Raw genomic sequence first — 19244 nt, 5'->3', positions numbered from 1 at the left:
ATGACCAAACATCCTGACAATATCGCCAGAATACAGATTACCCCCTCAGAATTAGTGGCGAAATTATTCACCACCGAATATGCTCAAAATGGCGATGGTTATGTATCAGCTTGCGCCCTAGGACAAATATGGAGTGATCTGAATCTTCTTGCTGAAGCGAGTCAACAGTCGTCATCAATCCGCCATCAAACCAAATTTTCTGCTATACATGCGCAACAGGCTGCTTTATCTATCGCTTGTGGCCACAAAATCACGGCAGAAACGACGTGTTCCCAACAAATAAGCCTTGTATTGCAGGGGCAGTTTTCTCCTTGGATGGACTTGCTAACCCGTATTTTAGCTCTCCCTTTGCCAGAGTGTTATGGCTATGATTTAGGGGATACTGAAGTTTGTGTGGATGATGCAATTCGTTTCGCCCACCAATTTGCCTCCGGGCGCCCCATCGTGGTTGTCGGCCTCCGCAGTGGTGGGAGTTTTCTCACTCCACGTTGGGTTGCAGGATTAACGCAGATTAATGGAGTGTCCCCTGAATGGCTAACATTACGCCCTTTAAGGAATATTAATGCTTATTGTCAATATCACCATTCGGAGCTGGATTCTCTATTTCGTCTTCTTGACACGCAATCGGAACGTCCAGACGTTGTGATTGTTGATGATCAACCCGATACCGGCAGTACTGTTAAAATACTTGCGCAATCGTTAGCCTTTAAAGCTGAAAACATCTGGTTTGCTAGCATTGGGCATGTGAGAAAAATCACAAAATCCGCTTCATGGTCAACCGTTTTTTCGCGATCACCGCTGATGGTACGTGAACAGCGCCCACTTTGGCAACTCTTGTTAAAAAATGATCACTGCCACTTTCTTTCTACGCTAGCGTCCACAATACCTCCATCTGATTTACTGAATCCGGCAGTAATAAACGACACTGATACACAAATATTTATCCATTGTCCAACAATGGAAAAGAGATATGGCTTGGGTGAGGCTTGGTTGCCCTGGAATTCGTCCGCAATGGAAAAATATGCAAGAAGGCTGATTAACCCCAAAAAAACTCCCTTGTTAGTTACGGACAGACATGAAAAACCCTTGTTGCACTTGAGGTTTATAGGAGAAAGTATCTATGGGCTGACTGAATTCAATCGAATAAAGCAAGCCAACACTGCCCATCCTAAGGCGTGGTTTTTTGATGGTTATCATATATCTCAACATCTTCCGGGATTACGTCCATTACGTGATCTGATAGCTGAAACATCTCATGAAAATCAGCAGGTTTGGTTTACACAGTGCAACACTGTTATTCAGTCTACTAGCCAATCACCATTGATGGTTATTTCCGGCCAGCTACCTCAGATTCCAATAGGCGCAGCCATTCGTCATGCATGGGAACGCTTACAACACAAAATAGGTGAATACAAATTACCTGACTTACCTATCTGGCTAAATTCGCTCAATATTCCTCTTTTTGCAGGAAGTACCCGACCAAGACGCTCTTCCCTTAGTCATGCCTTTGGTGATTGGCATTGGCAAATTGATAATGACGGGCATCTCTACCGTTTTCAGCAAGAGGCTAATTGGGGAGGTATAAGCTGGCCAGAACTGGAGATGGCAGTTTTTCTATTGGTATATCAGCTACCGCCCACCACGTTACAGCTGCTGTACAGCGATAACAAGGCAGAGAATGATAATTCACCCGTGATATATACCTCCTTACCTGTTGCACTGCTTTTACTACTCGACGGTTTCCGCCGGGATGTACGTCAATTTAGCCCTATAGGTAAGATACGGTTATGTGAAGATATCACCTTATTATTTCAAACTTTGACCCAGTATCACGACTTGATTATCGAAAGTATGCAACCGACTGAAATATTGAGGAGTGCCTATGAGTAAATCTGAAAAAATCGCTTCTGATGTCGCCGTTCCAGCACCAAACTTACATGCTTTATCTGCAAGTGGCGCTACTGTCAGACTGAGTGATGGAAGAGACTATATTGACCTAATGAATGGCAAAGGTAGCATCACGTTGGGACACCATCATCCGGCAGTCACAGAAGCAATCATCGCTAGTTTAAATAATAAACTGGGATCTTCCACCTGCTGGTCAGAGTCTTTTGAAGCTCTCGCAGAGATTATTATTGCTGACAGTGGTATCCCCAATGGGCAAGTTGCTTTTTTCAGTTCAGGAACTGAAGCCTGCCGTGCCGCTGTCCAGTGTGCCCGGAAGATAACAGGAAAAAAAATCATCGTCAGCGCAGGTTACCACGGTTGGGGAGATTTATGGTCTTCGTCTTCCCATTTTTTGCAACCAAATGAAAGCGGCATTATCGATTTCTACTTCATACCCGAATTACTGGCAGATGTGTTAGAAAACTATCATGGCGAAGTCGCAATGGTGATGATTTCTCCTGATTATGTACATCTCAAACCAGAAACATTAAAGAAAATAGCCTATCTTGCCCGTGAATATGGAGTTCTATTTTGCAGTGATGAAGTCAAGAATGGTTATCGTTCAGTGGCGGGTTCTGCGTTATCACTGGTTCTTGGTGAACAGGCTGATTTTTATACCTTTGCCAAAGGGCTATGCAATGGGCAACGTTTATCTTGTCTCGTCGGACCTTCTGACATGATGCAAAAAACTAAACACATGACTTATACCGCCTACTTTGACACCGTACCTATTGTTGCAGCTTTAGCCACATTGAAATATATGCATAACGAACAAGGTTATAAACGTCTAGCGACATGTGGGTCAATGCTGGCAAACACATTACGCACACTGATTGCACAGGCAAAATTGCCAATAAAAGTGATGGGAGATGGGCCATTACTACAATTTATTTGTGCAACGCCAGAATTGGATGAAGCTTTCTATATGGCTTGCGCTAAGCACCGGCTATTACTGTATAAGTTTGATAATCAGGCTATATCGCTGGCAACTGAAGCCGTTTTAACTGAATTGGAGATACGTTTCAAGCAGGTATTTTCAGAACTTGCTCAGCACTTTTCTATGCATAATCAAATCCATGTCTCTATTGAACGGCAAATGGAAGCTGCATTCAATATGATCGATGGTGCCAGTGATGTTATGCCTGCTGCCGATGCTATCCATTGGTTACAAAGGAATGCAATATGAGCAGAATAAAAGACTGGTATGGTAAACGCCTGACCCTAATTGCTCCACATCCCGATGATATTGCTTATTCGATAGGCGGCTTCGTCTCACAACTTGCGGCTGTATCTACATTAGAGGTTGTGACCGTATTTACCCAAAGCCGATGGGCGCTTCCTAAATCACTGCGCAATTCGGGGGCCGCTATTATTAGTAAAGTACGGGTAAAAGAAGAGCAGACTTTTTGTCAAAATTTTAAGATGAAGTTATACCCTCTTGGGCTATCCGATTCCAGCTTGTCTGGCTATGACGATGGAAATGAACGCCAATTGGAATTTACTCAGGGACAACTTACTGATGACATACGAACTTCAATCGTATTGGAGAAGCTACATCAAGTCTTAGCGGAGTCTAGACCTGATATTGTGATTGCGCCAGCCGCCATTGGTCATCATATCGACCACCAGATTGTCCATCATGCTATTTGCTCATTACAGAATAATCAATGGCAACTCGTTTTTTATGAAGATCTACCCTATGCATATGAATTTACACTGGATATTTTGGAAAAGCAGCTGACGGAACGAAAATTAAGAGTACTAGAAACCATCAGTATTGATCAAACATTAGCGGATAAGTACACAGCACTATCTAATTATGCTAGCCAAACCGATCAGGAAACGATTAATGCAATCATTGCTCATGCACAGCGTCTGGCACAGATGTATTTCCATACAGGGAAAACCGTTCACCATGCAGAAAGATTTTGGGAGAAAATATGTCAATATCAGTAGGTTATATTCGTCGATTAATTATAAAAATCGCCTGTGAAACAACGGGAGATGATGCAGAAGTATTAATCGAGCGAGGACGGTTAGAGATCCCTGCACGGGATGCCATTGAATTTATGGTACGTCTGGAAGCCCTCCTTGACTGCACTCTGGGCTGGTCGAAATACGAACATCTATCAATGGAAATTAATCACCTCGCGGAAATAATAAACAAGAAACTTAATGCACAATCATCTGATGACCTTATGCCATTATCACCTTAATCACAGGTAATAACATGATAAATAATGAAAAAAATTGCATTACCATATCCATTAATACTCATAAGCCAAATGACAAAAGCAATATATTATCCTGTTCATCTCAAGATAATGCGCATTCTATGAATAAAATTGAATTGCACTTTGAAGATGCTGTTTACCCTTTCTGGATAGGGGGGCACTGCACAGAGGAGATCTCAGCATATTTAGCTGAAATGGAGGCATCTTCTCTGCATATCATTACTGACGATACCGTCAACCAGCTTCATGCTACACCTTTCGCAAAACGGCTAACACTAAAAACAAAGGTGCCGGTTTGGGTCTGGTCAATTCCAGAAGGAGAAGCCAACAAATCACTAAACACATTAGATTATCTTGCAAATAAATTGCTTAACGCCGGTATTGACCGCAAAAGTGTGATTATCGCGATGGGAGGGGGGGTCATCGGAAATATAGCAGGATTGCTGGCTGCGCTACTCTTCCGTGGTATTCGCTTCGTGCATATTCCCACTAGCCTGATTGCAATGAGCGATTCTGTTATTTCACTTAAACAAGCAGTGAACATGCCACAAGGCAAAAACCTTATGGGCTGTTTTCATACACCCGAAGCCGTTTTTGCCGATACTGCTTTTCTGCTGACTTTACCGTCCCAACACTTGCGGTCAGGATTATGCGAAATCATTAAAAATGTGTTGATATTAGAAACCGAAAATATCCCATTTTTAATCCGCACTCTGAATGCAGAAGCGCATTACGACGAACAAACACTTGCTCACATCGTTCAAGCGGGTGTTCTCACCAAACAAAAAGCCATGATTAACGATAAGAGGGAAAAGCATCATGCTCTTATATTCGAATATGGCCATACGGTGGGGCATGCTATCGAATTAAGCTGTAATGGAAGACTGACTCATGGTGAGTCCGTGGCACTTGGCATGATAGTTGCCGCCGAAATTTCTCACGCCTTTGGTTTGTTGACATCACAAGCCCGCGATATGCACTACCGTCTGATTCACCTTAACGGCGTCGATATCAAGGCACCAGTAGGAACAACACCAGAAGCTATTATGCAGATACTGCAATCTGATAATAAACGTGGCTATTTACACGCTAATCCCAATGAAATTCCGATGATTTTGTTAAATGAATTAGGGGTCCCCCTTTGGAGTAATGAAGGGCATCCCTTAACGCTTGTGCCTGTTGATTTAGTTGAATCAATGTTGCGGCAGCATATTTTTAAGTAATCTGAAAGTTTAATCGTAATCTGATTACAGTCTGTCCGGCACTTGTTCAACGAAACGCGCAGAAAAGAAGTTAAAACTGATCAGTACCATATTAGCGTTCTCCCGTTCTAGAGGTTATTACAAATGTGTTCTATACGCAGTAACCAGATTCTTAGGGGATGTTATGTCAGATATAACTAATGTAATACATAGTATTCAACCACCTTCAGCTTGGCCTCCCGTAACCCGCAGGGTACGCCGTTATCGTAATATTGTGATTAAAACCTCCTGTAATTTACGTTGCAGCTATTGTGAGGTAAAGCGAGCTAAAGTGAACACGGAAGCGGTTATTAATTCAATAACACGAATTATGGCACGTTTTAATCCGAGTGATACGCTCTTTCGGGTTGAAGCGGATGGAGAGATTACACTTTACCCAAAAATACTCGATTTTCTGGCAGAATGTGTGGAAAAAGGATATTTCATCGAAGTGCTCACAAATGGCACGCGTTTTCCTGCCTGTCTGCGTCCTGATTTGCTCTGGGTCATTTCTGTTGACGGACATACTGAGCAGATGAATAAGGCTCGTGGCTTAAAACAAAAACAAATCGATATTATTTTAGACCATGCCATTAGCCTTTCTGCTGAACTACAATGCGTCTATCACGGTCAATCCATTGAAGAGATCAATGAATTTATAGATACCTTACAGGCTCGTAATTTCACTGGTCGTCTGCATTTTTTACCCCTATTAGCAACTAAAGGCCGGCCACTCACTGTACATCTCAATTACGAACAACTCCATAAAGCGCCCTTTTTGGAGCGTAAGGCATTTTTCGATCGCTGGGATCATATTTATCAACATGGGCGCCGTGGTGATTTCATCTGTGACCAGATCCGCAATGGTTTCAACTATTACATAGAGGGTGAAAATATCTCCATGGTGAAGTGTGATTGTTACTCCCCCGTTCCCAGTCATTTAGAAATTGAAGGATTACAGGACGAACGAGAATACAACAACTTCCCATGTGGTACTTGTCTTTCTCATCAGGAATTTAATAACCAACGTGACCGTATGGCTCTGTATGATTAAATGGCTAGAGAGGAAATAGTAATGCGTGTATTGCGGTTAACACCTTTTTTTCACCACCCCGATGTCAAGAACTGGCCCGCTAAATATGACTCCGTAGGGGGAATGCAGATCCAAATTTGGCGACAAGCAATGTGGATGGCTCAACAAGGGGTACAACAGCATGTAATGACCATCGGTTTTCCTGGACTACCACGCGAACGCCATTTACACCCCGAACTCTGTGTAGAGCGGACTTATATCCAGTTACCCGAATTCCGTTCAGAATTATCTGGGTTAAAGGGACTCACTCTATCCTGGGCACTGGCGACGTTATTTACGATCCGCAAGAAAGCACGACAAAAACCCTTTGATCTGATTCATCTCCATCTTGATGGGCAAATCCCTGCATTGTTGGTCGCTTATCTAGTTCCTAAATTGTTACCTTGTCCACTGATACTGACAATCCACTGTTCACGGCTTTCCGTTTATCAACCGATGTCAATCTGGGATCGCATGACACATAAATTGGCTCGTTTTCTGGAGCGTAAAGCGGTAAAACTTGCAACAACGACCTGAACGCACTACTGATGTCATTCGTCCCTATGCTCGTCGTGTAGAGATCATTCCTGACGTTGTCGATCCCAAACAGTTCCGACATCCAGGTGAATCAGCAATACAGGCGTTTCGGCAAGAATATGGATTAAAATCAAAAAACATTGGATTTATTGGGCGTATAGCAAAAGAAAAAGGTTGGACACATTTTGTTGCTGTGGCTGATCGGCTGCGTCATCTTGATCTACATTTTTTAGTCGTGGGGGATGGCCCACAACGACATAGACTCGAAGAGGCTATTGCTCAACATCATCTAGAGTCCCAATTTACTATCACGGGATTTATCCCCAATGATCAAGTGGCAACCGCAATTGCTGCATGTCATGTCATTGTTATGCCGTCAGAACACGAAGAGTTTGGTGGTGTTTCCATTGAAGCAACTTCGGTAGGAGTACCGGTGGTGGCCTATGCTGTTGGCGGTATTAACGAAATACTGGGAAAAATTTCACCTGAACTGCTCGCTCCTGCCGGAGATATAAACCAATTAGTTAACTGTATTAACCGTGTACTGACTCAACCTCAGCGCTCTCCCATCATCAACGATAGTGATGACAATAAAAATCCGATAGAAATCTTTGCACCAGACACTGTACTGCCTCGATTAAAAAATATCTATCAAGAGCTAGTAGAGCAATCTGTTACCAAATAACTCTCGTAAGGATAAAGTATATGTTTTCTATGGTAGAGATTGAAATCAATTCACGATGTAACCGACGTTGTGTGTATTGTCCTAATGTCATAGCACCACGGGATGCTCCTAACAGAATGAAACCCGAGCAATTTGAGCGTGTTATCGACAGACTGGAAGAAGCGAATTTTACCGGGAGACTTTCTTACCATTTTTATAATGAACCGCTACTACATCCTAAGTTACCGCAATTTGTCTCCCGAGTCACTGAACGGCTGCCGGAAGTCAGACAAATCCTGTATAGTAATGGTGATTATCTGACGGATGAAAAATATCAACTGTTACATAAAAATGGCATTAAACAGTTTATTATCACTCAGCACGACAGCAAACCCGGCGCACCCAAACCTGATCTTATCTGGCTTATTCCTGATCAGTTATAGCTAACCAATCGTGCGGGCAATGTGATCGCCGGACCAGAAATTGTCTCAAATCTTCCCTGTTTTGCTCCCTCAGACATGTTGATTATCACTATCACAGGGAATGTCGTGCTTTGCTATGAGGATAACAAAGAGGAAGTAGTTCTCGGCAATATCTTTGACAGCCCTATCATGGAAATCTGGAATTCACCTCAATTCCGTCAGGCTCGTGAAGCACTCTCATGTGGAAATCGAAATGCAACGGAAATTTGCCGTCGTTGCAATAATCGCTCACATCAAAAAAGTGAGGCGTTCGATTATGTCCTTTAAAAAAACACCACAACATACGGTATTGATAGAGCGGTATCCAGATAATTTTGATCGCCGTGGATGGGGAGGAATAGAAACAGCTTATTGGAATCTTGGGCATATATTACCTCTCTATGGTATTGAGGTTATCTGGTATTCTGCTCAAGAATACAACACACTTAATAAGTTAGCAGAGCAAGTCTCACTCCAAAATATCACTGCCCTATTTCCTTTAATGGAAAGTGAGCTATTTCGCGCTGGCCAACAAGCGCCAGAATTTCTGAGACAGCGTACAATCCGAATCTGGCATGATGTTTCGTTCCTCACCCATTCTCATGTCAGTTTGTCTGCCTGTCATGCTCATCAGCCCAGAGCAAATTCCGCAGATTGCTTAGCAAGTGCCGTATCCCCAGATGCTTATGCTGCTGATATCTTTTTTTATGAAGCCCCTTGGACATATTGCTTCCCCAAACGCCATTACATCCCTTGGGCAGCTAATCATATCCCCGCTCATAATTATCATTCTCCCAGCGGCCCGGTTGTTTTACTGGCAGGCAAAGTGGGGCTTGAGAAGCTCTCTCCGATTATTGAGGCGTGTCTGGCGAAAGGGATGCATCTGCATATCCTATTTAACAACTGGTCGAAGCGAGGTAAAGAAGCCAAACGCTATTTTAATCGCTTAAAGTTGGATGAACGGCACAAGATTTTTGATTATTACGATCTGGAACAAGACCATAAACGCATCTTTGGTGGAACTTGCGCCGCACTGGTATTAAGTGATTATTACGAGACTTTCAATTTTCTGTCCGCCGAAGCCGTACAACTAGGCATACCCGTTGTGGCCTATAGCCATTCGGGCGCGACTCGTCGTTTTGCGGCTCATCTTGCTGAAGATAACAACGCTTTACTTGATTGGTTGAAAGAAGACGGTATTAAAAGGCTGACTCCAGTTCCACGATCTGACTGGTCATGGAATGACGTGGGGGTTGCTTATAGCCAATTGCTAAACAACATAGCAGCACAATACCAATGAAAACAGCTTACTCAACCGAAATGAACATTGGTAGTGATAACGGATCATGGAGAAAACAACAAAATGTCAACTCAAGAAAAATTACTATTAGGGGCACACCATTTTCATGGATTCAAACATGCACCTGATGAGTTAATTTCCGATGCTTGTGTGATAGGTAGTGGTGCCAGTGGTGCAGTAGTCGCTAATGCACTGCAAAAATGTGGCTGGTCGGTAATTATGATAGAAGAAGGAAACCTACTTGCACCTCAAGTAACACAAGAAGAGGTAGATAGTTCTTCTCCGATGGCAGAGATTAAGGGCAAAAATGGCTGGGAAGAGAGAGGGTGGCCTTGGAGTACACGAAACGTAGGTGGGGGAACGCTCTTTTATGGTGGTGCTTCTTTTCGTTATCAGGATTGTGATTTCGATGCTCGACCTTGGTTATCAGGAATAGGCCTTGATATTGCCTGGCCAATTCATCTTAAAGATTTAGAAAAATACTATGCCATTATCGAAAAGCAGCTACATATCTGTGGCGGGCCACATGCCGCTTCTGTGAAAGAAGGGGGTAATGCCCTGCCAATGTCGTTACCGGCTGATATCATGGCAACAGCGGCAAAACAACTAGGCTATCATCCTTTCCCGACACCGATGGCAATTGATCCTAAACGTTGTACACAGGAAAAACGCTGTATTGACTTCCAATGTCCCAGCGGTGCCAAAAGTGATGTTCTCAACATTTATATCAATCAACTGATCACTCACAACAATTTTATTCTCCTGTCTGGTGTCCGAGGAGTCGCACTGGAACAAGAACGCTCCGAACAAATCAGTGCGCTACGATGCCTAGATCTGGAAGATGGCAACATTCGTAATGTGAAAGCTCGTTATTTTTTTGTGGCCTGTAACGCAATACAGAGTGCAGCGCTTTTATTACGATCAACAACGCCTTTTGCACCCAACGGCATTGGAAATCGACATGACCTCGTTGGACGTGGATTGTGTATGAAGCTCAGTCAGCGTATACGTGGCATGGTACCAGTGACTCATGCTATGTGTGATCATGGGGTTGGGCTACGCGGCCCATTTTCCACGATGGCTATTTTGGATCACTACCTTGATGCTCATTGCCCAAGTAGAATGGGAGGATTAATATACGAGGCACGCACTTTCCCTGCTGCCACAAAATTTCCTGAGCAGATACCATTAGAACTCGAAGCCATCATTGCTGATACGCCTGCCTATGAAAATCGAGTAAAACTCTCTTCCCATCGTGACGCTTGGGGTATCCCTAAAATCATGATCGACTATAAAGCTGCACCTTGTGATCTGGCGCGCATAGCCTATATGGCAGAACGCAGTGCAGATATACTCCATGCAGCAGGTGCCACGCAAATTCATTCTAAGCGCACACGTTCTGAAGAAGGAAGTACCCATCTGCATGGCACATGCCGCAGTGGTACAGATCCGACCCGCTCGGTTTTAGATCCTAACTGTCGAGTCCACGAACTCGAAAATCTTTATGTTGTGGATGGCAGCTTTATGCCTTTTCCCGGTGGATTAAATCCCACTCTCACTATTCAAGCAAATGCATTACGTGTTGCACAACATGTTGTTGGAGTTGACTGAATATGATCCGAGCAGAAGAAGTTTCTAGGATTTATCAAGTGCATCAACGTAACGAAAGTTTCCATTCTGCACTACGTTCACTCTGGCAAAGGAAGTATGAAACAGTTGCTGCGCTAAAAAATGTCAGCTTCCAGATAGAAGATGGCGAGAGAGTGGGAATACTAGGTCCCAATGGTGCAGGCAAAACCACATTAGTAAAGTTACTCAGTGGGTTATTACATCCCAGCAGTGGACAAATCACCGTCGAGGGACACACACCCTATCTGCGTGAAAAAACTTTTTTGCATAGCATTGGTCTTGTTATGGGTAATAAGGGACAATTAATCTGGGATTTGCCGCCCATTGATACGTTTGAAATGATCCGAGTACTGTTCGAAATTCCCTTACCTGTACATAAAAAAACGCTGAAAGAATTGGGCGAATTACTGCAACTAAGTACCATCATGACCAAACCTACCCGTCAGCTTTCATTAGGGGAACGTATGCGATGTGAAGTGGCGGCCTCATTGATACATCAACCTAAGGTGCTCTTTCTTGATGAGCCAACTATTGGACTTGATGTCGCCATGCAAGCCGCTTTGCGTGATTTTGTTGCTGAATATAATCACCGCCATAACGCCACTATTCTGCTGACTTCACACTATATGGAAGATGTACGAGTATTATGTCAAAGAATTATTATTGTTGACCACGGTACGATTTTCTATGATGGAGACCTGCGAACCTTCACGGCGAAACAATCCCCTGAAAAAATAATATCTTTCTCTATGAATCGTCAGATCAATATTCCCGATTTTGCACGTTTTGGCGTACTTATCTCACAAACAGAAGAGCGTTCTCAAATTCGGATTCATCGTGACCATGTCCCCAAACTTATACATTTTCTGATTGAACAGCAACTGGCAATTGATCTCACCATAGAAGATCCTCCACTGGAAGAAATATTGCGCCAGATTTTTGGTCATCCTAGTCAAAATAAAATCGAAAACAATATATTGACTAATCAAGGTGAACTAACATGATTTTTGCTCTTATAAAAACCCGATTATTTGAAACCTTCTCCTTTCGAGCCGAGTTTTTACTCTGGCTAGTAACACTCAGTATGCCTTTAATAATGTTAATTTTTTGGAGATCGGTAACTCAAAATGGTCCTTTTCAGAGCTATAGCTCTGAGGATTTTAATCTTTACTACATTGCCGTCCTTGTTACCACCATATTAACCAGTTGTAATAGTGTCTGGGAAATTAACGAAAATATCCGTCTTGGTGAACTTTCATTTTGGTTAATGCGGCCTATTCATCCTTTTATCAACTACCTGGCAATTACCATTGCCGAATTGATATTAAGCCTGATTGTTGCGATACCTATTTTGATACTGGCTCTGGTGATGAGTTTCCTGAGCCAACCATTCACTTTACCTCAATTTGGTTTATTTATATTAGCATTATTGGGGGCTTTCTTAATCAATCAAAGTATCCATTTGCTGATCGGGAGTTTGACTTTTTGGATCGAGCGTTCATTGGTTATACATAAAATGTATGTGGCTGCCAGTAGTGTTCTATCAGGTTATATGTTTCCTTTGGCCTTATTACCAGAATGGGTAGAAAAGATTGCCACTTGGCTACCGTTCCGATTTGTGATTTCTCTGCCAGTAGAGATAATAACCGGAAAACATTCCCTGCTTATTGCTGCCCAATGGGTAACTTTACAATTCATACTAGTAGCACTGCTGTGCGCTACTGCACTTTTTGTCTGGCGGCAAGGCGTCCGCCGTTATTTGGCGTTTGGATAATGAGATATTCTCTTTCAGTCATTCGTATGGCGTTTCTCTTAAGTGTAAAACGTTCAATGCAATACCGGTGGGATTTTATAATAGACGGTTTACTCTCACTTACCATGGCGGTATTGCAACTCTTACCGTTGTTCGTGTTGTTTAACGAACGAGGTTCTGTTGCAGGTTGGTCATTTGAGCAAATGCTGGTATTAATGGGCTGGTATATGATGTTAACTGCTACCGTCGAAGGCTTAATTGCTCCCAGTCTTTCCTCTGCCATTTCAGGCATTCGAACAGGTTTGTTTGATTATATTTTAATCCGCCCGGTTGATTCGCTTTTCCTCTGTTCACTTATTGATATCAGGCTATGGAAAGTGATCGATTTTTTCTTTGGGCTTGGCCTGATTATTTATGCTTTTATACAGCTCGATATTCAACCATCATTTATTAACGTCACTATGGCTATCATTTTATCAATCGGTGGACTTGCCACAGCTTACGCATTGTTTGTTCTGGCGATTGCTACCTCTTTTACATTAATTCGCATACAAAACTTGACCAATGTTATCTCTTCGTTATTGGGTTTTGCTCGCTGGCCTATCCACCTATTTGGTATGCCTTGGCGGATAATCTTTAGTTTTCTGATCCCCATTGGTGTCATGACCAGTGCACCAGTTATGGCGCTGTTAGGGGGATTGACCTTACCTCTAGCACTGGGCTCGCTAGGAATAGCTACCTTTTTCTTTATCGTGTCACGATTAGTTTGGAAACGCGCATTGCGTGGCTATCGTTCTGCTTCTAGCTGAGTAAAAATCTCCTTTAAGTAATACTGTTGGTTTAGCAGATGAGGCTATTCAAGGGGAAGGTGATCACTAATGGAGCTGAATTTATCAAAGGGCGGCCAATAGATCTGGGATGAATTGGCGGATTCAACTTTCAAGTGCAATCGCCACCTATGCTACCTGCCGTAGTTCGTCAAAAACCACTTGGGTTGCCTAAAACCCAGACGTTTCTTCGGCCGATAATTGATGGAGACAACCACTCTCTGTATCTCTTCATCACTGACTTTCTGTAAGTCCGTCCCTTTGGGAATAAACTGGCGTAGCAAACCATTACAATTCTCGTTTAGGAAATTCAGGGATTAGCTGCAATTTTAAATCTATTTGTGTACTAAAATAATAGGGGGCTTGCGCCCATTAAGGTTTACAAGTAGTTACTCATAGAAGAAATGGCGAGCCAATAACGGTGCGGTAAAGTTTTTCTTCAAATAAAAACCTCTGGGCAACGTCATGATTGGCTGACCGTATTCTCCTATGGCTTCTGTCACTGCCCGGCTATTGGCGGCTTTCGGGCGCAATTGCAACACTTCACCATGACGGGCGGTGATGCTCTCGACTTTACCCAATACAATGAGGTCCATCAGCTCTTCCCAATCATGACGCAGCAACGCTTCTTCAATGACATTCGGACTCCAGAGTAACGGGGAACCCACGCGGCGCTCAGAAAGTGGAATACTTCTTTCCCCCTCAACGGGTATCCACAGGACACGGGATAATTTCCGCCTGACGTGACAATTTTCCCAGGTAATGCCGCTGTTACCCGTTAAAGGGGCAACGCAGACAAAGGTTGTTTCCAATGGGGAGCCTTTGCTATCCACCGGGATCGTTTTCAATTCGATACCGATGTGTTCAAAATCCTGCTCGGGTTTACTGCCGGCACTCGCTCCCAAATAATATTCCAGCAACATACCAACCCAGCCTTTGTCACGCTTTAAATCGGGAGGAATGGCGAGATTGGCTTGTGTAGCGAGTTCACCCATGGATAAACCGGCCAGACAATGGGCGCGTTCGAATAATTGTTGCTCGTTTTCAGGTGGTGTCGGAGGTGTAAAGTACATGTTATAAAGTATATTTTTTTCTGGTTAAAAAATGTTCTTGTTGATGATTGAAAGTCATTGCTAATTTATCGTTATGATCATTATTTTGATAATAGCATGATATAAAAGATCTTTTAATTTATGTTCTCTGGATTAAAAATAAACTTGTTATGATTGTTCACGGATTCCCAGTAATAATAAACAGGATCTTACACCATGTTATCCACAGATTTATGGGATAAGTGATAAAAAGTACGATCACTGGTTTGATTTACAGCGCTAATGAAGGGGGTTTTCTGCAAAAATAGGCGATTTTTGTTTAACTAAAAGGCATATCCTGTGGATAAAATCACCATTGGTTGATATTTGCCCAGTGTGAGCAAAGATGGACATTTTATCGAGTGATCTGCGTCGCAAAAAGGGGGGTGAAATAGATTAACATAATGAAAAATAATGGGTATTTATTATCGCTTATTGAGCGTTAGAAAACAGACAATAAAAGTATACCCGCCTTACCCCTCACTTTTTCACAAACATATCCACAGAAAAAGTGAATAAAATGGTTGTTGCCAGACAATAAATGTTTATAACTTTAGCTTTTCCTGTGAATTATCCTTCTGGGGGCGTAAATCAGGCAGATTTAAAATCAAACCCTCCAAAGGTTGCTGTGGTCAACAAAAATGGATCACAATCAGAAGACAATTCAGTGTTTTCACATCCAATACTCAATTTGTGATCCTTATCACCTGACGAAATAAAACCTTGTAACTGATGATTGAAAACGGATTGTTGGGTAATCCGTTAGTAATCAGAAGATTTACTCTTTTTTTCGTTTGGTTTCTGGTGGAAATCATTTATACCTGTTTTTGTCTATTTAATAGACTGTAATGCTGATCACAATTTCATTTAAATATCTTTTCATAATAGTAAGGCGCTTAACTCCTGAAGATCGCTGATTCCCCCGTAGCGCGGGGAGTCAGGGATCTCACGGAAGGGTTGTGAATACCTTAATAGATAACCTGCGTTGTCGCCCGGTTTCGCTTTCACCGTTGAGTCAGTATCTGCCGGAGCAGGCGCAGGCCGTGAATGCCGGAAAGTTGGATAAAATTCGTTCTGTGCTCTTGATTTATGCGCCGGCTTGTCAGCCTGAGGTACAAGGAGCTTTTGTATGAATGAGCTGTTTTCCTATACCGAAGTCTGGTTGCGTGATCATCATGCGTTGCATACTGCCACAGAGATCCATCAACAGCCTGAGCTTTGGCGTCAGTTATATCAAAATCTGCAACGTGAGGAAGAGGGGTGGCAACCTTTTTTGCTGCCTTTGTTAGCCGATCCAGAGTTGCAGATAGTGTTGTGTGGTGCCGGTTCCTCTGCGTTTATCGGGCGCACACTGGCACCTTGGTTGCGTGGGGAGTGTGGATTGAATGCGGTCGCGTACAGCACGACAGACATTGTGCCTTCTCCTTTGCAATATCTTAATCCAATGCGTTTAACCTTGCTGATTTCTTATGGGCGATCGGGCAATAGCCCGGAAAGTGTGGCGGCGGTAAAACTGGCGGATCAGCTCCTGCCACGCTGTTATCACCTGATGCTGACGTGTAATCCTGATGGTGCATTAGCGCATTATGCCGAAGGGTGCCCTCACGTCTGTTCGTTGAATATGCCGCCGGGTTCTCATGACCAGAGTTTTGCTATGACCTCCAGTTTTAGTTGTATGACGCTAGCCACTGTCCTGCTGCTGGGGCCGTTGACGTTGGAACAGTGTGATGCGCCATTGATGGCGATGATCGCGTTGTGTGAGCGGGAAAGGAGGCAGTGGCAGGACCAGATTAAGCGACTGGCCTGTAGCGGTTTTAACCGCATGATGTGTCTGGGTTCCAGTTGTTTTACTGGGGTAGCAGAGGAGGGGGCGCTCAAAATGCTGGAGTTGACCGCCGGGCATGTCACTACCCATTACGATTCGTCAATGGGGGTGCGTCATGGGCCGAAGTTTATTATCGAACGGGATACGCTGGTGGTGATGATGCTCTCCGCTGATCCGTATTGTCGTCGCTATGATCTCGATCTGTGGCATGAACTGGATCATGACGGATTGGCGTGTCACATCGTGGCACTCAGTGGCACACCGGGGAAAGGGTTCACGGTGGTTAACAGTGAGCAAGACGATATCTGGCTGTTGTTCCCCTATTTGATATTTTTGCAGATGTTAGCGTTTGAAACCTCGCTGGCTCTGGGTATAACGCCAGACAATCCATGCCCGACAGGGGAAGTCAACCGTGTGGTGAAGGGGGTCGAAATTTATCCCTATCTTCCACCGTCTTCACAAAGAATAAAAATGTAGCAGGAGTGATGATGTCGATACCGAATATTTTAATGACCCGAATTGATAACCGGTTGGTGCATGGTCAAGTCGGTGTGACCTGGACTAATTCACTGGGGGCCAACCTGGTATTGGTCGCTAACGATCAAGCTGCCGGTGATGTGATACAGCAAGATTTGATGGATATGGTGGTTTCCGATGGGGTTCAGACTCGCTATTTCACCCTGCAAAAAACCATTGATGTGATTTATAAGGCGGCAGAGCGCCAGAAGATTTTTATTGTCTGTAAAACGCCGCAGGATGTACTGACGTTAGTAAAAGGAGGAGTACCGATCCGCTTCGTGAATGTGGGTAACATGCATTTTGCTGAAGGAAAGCGTCAAATCCATAAGACGGTTTCGGTAGATGACAGTGATGTGGTGGTGTTTCGTGAACTGGAACAACTGGGCGTCACTTGCGAAATACGGCGAGTTCCGGATGAAGCGGGAGAACCTATCGCCAAGTTGCTGGTTTTAGGGGGGAGTTATGCTGACTGATGCGATATTGATTGGATTACTGGCCGGATTGGCGGGGGTGGATCTGTTCGATGGGTTGACTCATTTTCATCGTCCAGTGGTGATTGGGCCGTTGGTCGGGCTGATTTTAGGGGATGTACAGACGGGTTTGTTGGTGGGCGGGACACTGGAACTGGTCTGGATGGGAATGGTGCCACTGGCAGGTGCCCAGCCGCCAAATGTGGTGATTGGCGGGGTGATTGGTACGGCATTTGCCATTTTAACGCATGCTGATCCTAAGGTCGCGATTGGTATCGCGGTGCCATTTTCCATTGCGGTACAAGGCTGTATTACCCTGCTGTTTACCGTGTTTTCACCCATGATGCATAAGTGCGATCAGATGGTGAAAGCGTTGAACTGGCGTGGTGTGGAACGGGTGAACTATCTGGGGATCACCATTCTGTTTTGTTTCTACTTTATTGTGGCATTTATGCCGGTCTATTTCGGTGCTGACGCCGCCAGCGCCATGGTACAGAAAGCGCCGCAATGGTTGTTGGAAGGTCTGGCGGTTGCGGGTGACATGATGCCTGCTATCGGTTTTTCTATGTTGATGAAAATCATGATGAAAAAGACTTATATCGCTTATTTCATTCTGGGGTTCATTTCAGTCACGTTCCTTAATATGCCGATTATTGCTGTAGCGCTTGGCGCTTTCGCGATTGCATTGATCGATTTCTTTAACCGTTCCCGTATGGAGGAAGCCGCTGAACGCAGCGTACCTACCACCCAATCTAAGGAGATGGAAGATGGCATTTAACGACACCGATGAGGCTATGGCAGCCAAAGCTGAGAACAGGATGGCGCAGGCACCGGCAACCCGTCAGGTTGAACAAGATGATTATCAGGACAGTATGCCGGGTGAGGATCTGACCAAAGGCGATTTGAACCGGATGGCGTGGCGCTCTTTGTTGCTACAGGCATCGTTTAACTATGAGCGTATGCAAGCGGGGGGCTGGTTGTACACCGTGATCCCGGGTCTGCGCAAGATCCACAAGCATCCGCAAGATTTGGCGAATTCAATGAAGATGCATATGGAATTTATCAATGTGCACCCGTTTGACGTCACTTTCTTGTCTGGATTGGTGCTGGCAATGGAGCGGAATAAGGAGAAAATTTCTACGATCCGGGCCGTGAAAGTGGCGTTAATGGGGCCGTTAGGTGGCATTGGTGATGCCTTGTTCTGGTTTACTCTGCTGCCCATCTGCGCGGGTATCGGGGTCTCTCTGGCGCTACAGGGCAGTCTGTTCGGCCCCATCATATTCCTGTTGCTGTTCAATGTGGTGCATTTCGGCTTGCGCTTTGGTCTGGCGCATTATGGCTATCGAACAGGGACCCGTGCGTTGACCTTATTGAAAAAGCACACCAAAAAGATCTCCCATGCGGCTTCAATTGTGGGAATGACGGTAATCGGGGCGTTGGTGGCTTCCTATGTCCATCTCTCGACGCCAATAGTGGTCAATGCGGGTAAGGCCAGTGTGGCGTTGCAGAAGGATGTACTGGACAAACTGATGCCTAATTTATTGCCGTTGTGTTTCACCCTATTGGTGTTTTGGTTGATGAAAAAAGGATTTTCCCCGGTCAAGTTAATTGGTTTGACCGTTGTGTTCGGTCTTGTAGGGAAATTTTTGGGTTTTCTTTAATCAACGGCACTGA

At 44.1% G+C, this 19244-nt stretch carries 21 protein-coding genes and 1 pseudogene; 20 read left to right on the top strand and 2 right to left on the bottom strand.

Translation table 11 applies throughout. The features are described 5' to 3' along the window. From Xbed_RS00560 to Xbed_RS00490, 15 genes are all read left to right on the top strand, one after another. Entirely contained in the window at positions 1-1890 is a 1890-nt protein-coding gene (locus Xbed_RS00560; protein ID WP_086111011.1) for a hypothetical protein, read from the top strand. After that, the gene (locus Xbed_RS00555) at positions 1883-3133 is read left to right on the top strand and encodes an aminotransferase class III-fold pyridoxal phosphate-dependent enzyme (RefSeq protein WP_086111010.1); all 1251 of its coding nucleotides are present in this window, start codon (positions 1883-1885) and stop codon (positions 3131-3133) included. The genes Xbed_RS00560 and Xbed_RS00555 overlap by 8 nt, the downstream gene beginning before the upstream one ends. Next, positions 3130-3903 (top strand): PIG-L deacetylase family protein, encoded by a 774-nt coding sequence (locus Xbed_RS00550; RefSeq protein WP_086111009.1) that lies wholly within the window; start codon positions 3130-3132, stop codon positions 3901-3903. The genes Xbed_RS00555 and Xbed_RS00550 overlap by 4 nt, the downstream gene beginning before the upstream one ends. Further along, positions 3888-4163, top strand: coding sequence for a DUF6137 domain-containing protein (locus Xbed_RS00545; RefSeq protein ID WP_086111008.1), 276 nt, complete (start codon positions 3888-3890; stop codon positions 4161-4163). The genes Xbed_RS00550 and Xbed_RS00545 overlap by 16 nt, the downstream gene beginning before the upstream one ends. Positions 4164-4282: 119 nt before the next feature. Beyond that, positions 4283-5404: a 2-deoxy-scyllo-inosose synthase gene (locus Xbed_RS00540; protein ID WP_167371843.1), complete on the top strand. Its 1122-nt coding sequence runs from the start codon at positions 4283-4285 to the stop codon at positions 5402-5404. Positions 5405-5567: 163 nt separating this feature from the next. Beyond that, positions 5568-6476, top strand: coding sequence for a radical SAM protein (locus tag Xbed_RS00535; RefSeq protein ID WP_086111006.1), 909 nt, complete (start codon positions 5568-5570; stop codon positions 6474-6476). 21 nt (positions 6477-6497) lie between these two features. After that, on the top strand, positions 6498-7031 hold the full coding sequence (locus tag Xbed_RS00530) for a glycosyltransferase (protein ID WP_167371842.1): 534 nt from the start codon (positions 6498-6500) through the stop codon (positions 7029-7031). Then, on the top strand, positions 7015-7716 hold the full coding sequence (locus Xbed_RS00525; RefSeq protein ID WP_086111004.1) for a glycosyltransferase: 702 nt from the start codon (positions 7015-7017) through the stop codon (positions 7714-7716). The genes Xbed_RS00530 and Xbed_RS00525 overlap by 17 nt, the downstream gene beginning before the upstream one ends. A 20-nt stretch (positions 7717-7736) precedes the next feature. Continuing rightward, complete coding sequence (locus tag Xbed_RS00520; protein ID WP_086111003.1) at positions 7737-8138, top strand: radical SAM protein; 402 nt, start codon at positions 7737-7739, stop codon at positions 8136-8138. Positions 8139-8159: 21 nt separating this feature from the next. Further along, positions 8160-8444, top strand: coding sequence for an SPASM domain-containing protein (locus Xbed_RS00515; RefSeq protein ID WP_139837437.1), 285 nt, complete (start codon positions 8160-8162; stop codon positions 8442-8444). Then, the gene (locus tag Xbed_RS00510) at positions 8434-9456 is read left to right on the top strand and encodes a glycosyltransferase (RefSeq protein WP_086111001.1); all 1023 of its coding nucleotides are present in this window, start codon (positions 8434-8436) and stop codon (positions 9454-9456) included. The genes Xbed_RS00515 and Xbed_RS00510 overlap by 11 nt, the downstream gene beginning before the upstream one ends. A 63-nt stretch (positions 9457-9519) precedes the next feature. Further along, positions 9520-11067 (top strand): GMC oxidoreductase, encoded by a 1548-nt coding sequence (locus tag Xbed_RS00505; RefSeq protein ID WP_086111000.1) that lies wholly within the window; start codon positions 9520-9522, stop codon positions 11065-11067. A 2-nt stretch (positions 11068-11069) separates the two neighbouring features. After that, positions 11070-12089, top strand: coding sequence for an ABC transporter ATP-binding protein (locus Xbed_RS00500; protein WP_086110999.1), 1020 nt, complete (start codon positions 11070-11072; stop codon positions 12087-12089). Next, positions 12086-12859, top strand: a complete 774-nt coding sequence (locus Xbed_RS00495) for an ABC transporter permease (RefSeq protein WP_086110998.1) — start codon at positions 12086-12088, stop codon at positions 12857-12859. The genes Xbed_RS00500 and Xbed_RS00495 overlap by 4 nt, the downstream gene beginning before the upstream one ends. Beyond that, entirely contained in the window at positions 12859-13647 is a 789-nt protein-coding gene (locus tag Xbed_RS00490; protein WP_167371841.1) for an ABC transporter permease, read from the top strand. The genes Xbed_RS00495 and Xbed_RS00490 overlap by 1 nt, the downstream gene beginning before the upstream one ends. Before the next feature lie 147 nt (positions 13648-13794). Here the strand turns inward: Xbed_RS00490 and Xbed_RS00485 are convergent. Together Xbed_RS00485 and mutH are read right to left on the bottom strand one after the other, a co-directional pair. Then, a pseudogene (locus Xbed_RS00485) lies at positions 13795-13970 on the bottom strand (IS30 family transposase); the annotation flags it as partial. An 84-nt stretch (positions 13971-14054) separates the two neighbouring features. After that, positions 14055-14738 (bottom strand): DNA mismatch repair endonuclease MutH, encoded by a 684-nt coding sequence (mutH, locus tag Xbed_RS00480; RefSeq protein WP_086110996.1) that lies wholly within the window; start codon positions 14736-14738, stop codon positions 14055-14057. Positions 14739-15715: 977 nt separating this feature from the next. Between mutH and Xbed_RS00475 the strand changes: the two genes are divergently transcribed. From Xbed_RS00475 to Xbed_RS00455, 5 genes are read left to right on the top strand one after another with little or no spacing between them, the layout of a single operon-like run. Then, positions 15716-15889, top strand: a complete 174-nt coding sequence (locus tag Xbed_RS00475; protein WP_422641345.1) for a hypothetical protein — start codon at positions 15716-15718, stop codon at positions 15887-15889. Then, complete coding sequence (locus tag Xbed_RS00470) at positions 15886-17058, top strand: AgaS family sugar isomerase (RefSeq protein WP_086110995.1); 1173 nt, start codon at positions 15886-15888, stop codon at positions 17056-17058. Before Xbed_RS00475 ends, Xbed_RS00470 begins: the two co-directional genes overlap by 4 nt. 11 nt (positions 17059-17069) lie before the next feature. Beyond that, positions 17070-17573, top strand: a complete 504-nt coding sequence (agaV, locus tag Xbed_RS00465) for a PTS N-acetylgalactosamine transporter subunit IIB (RefSeq protein WP_208612159.1) — start codon at positions 17070-17072, stop codon at positions 17571-17573. Next, complete coding sequence (gene agaW, locus Xbed_RS00460; RefSeq protein ID WP_086110994.1) at positions 17563-18348, top strand: PTS N-acetylgalactosamine transporter subunit IIC; 786 nt, start codon at positions 17563-17565, stop codon at positions 18346-18348. The genes agaV and agaW overlap by 11 nt, the downstream gene beginning before the upstream one ends. Beyond that, positions 18338-19231: a PTS system mannose/fructose/sorbose family transporter subunit IID gene (locus Xbed_RS00455; protein ID WP_086110993.1), complete on the top strand. Its 894-nt coding sequence runs from the start codon at positions 18338-18340 to the stop codon at positions 19229-19231. Before agaW ends, Xbed_RS00455 begins: the two co-directional genes overlap by 11 nt. The last annotated feature ends 13 nt before the right edge of the window (positions 19232-19244 follow it).

This window comes from Xenorhabdus beddingii (genome assembly GCF_002127545.1).
In the GTDB taxonomy this organism is placed as follows: Bacteria; Pseudomonadota; Gammaproteobacteria; order Enterobacterales; family Enterobacteriaceae; genus Xenorhabdus; species Xenorhabdus beddingii.
The sequence above is the reverse complement of the archived record's forward strand: the minus strand, read 5'-3'. Positions and strand labels throughout refer to the sequence as shown.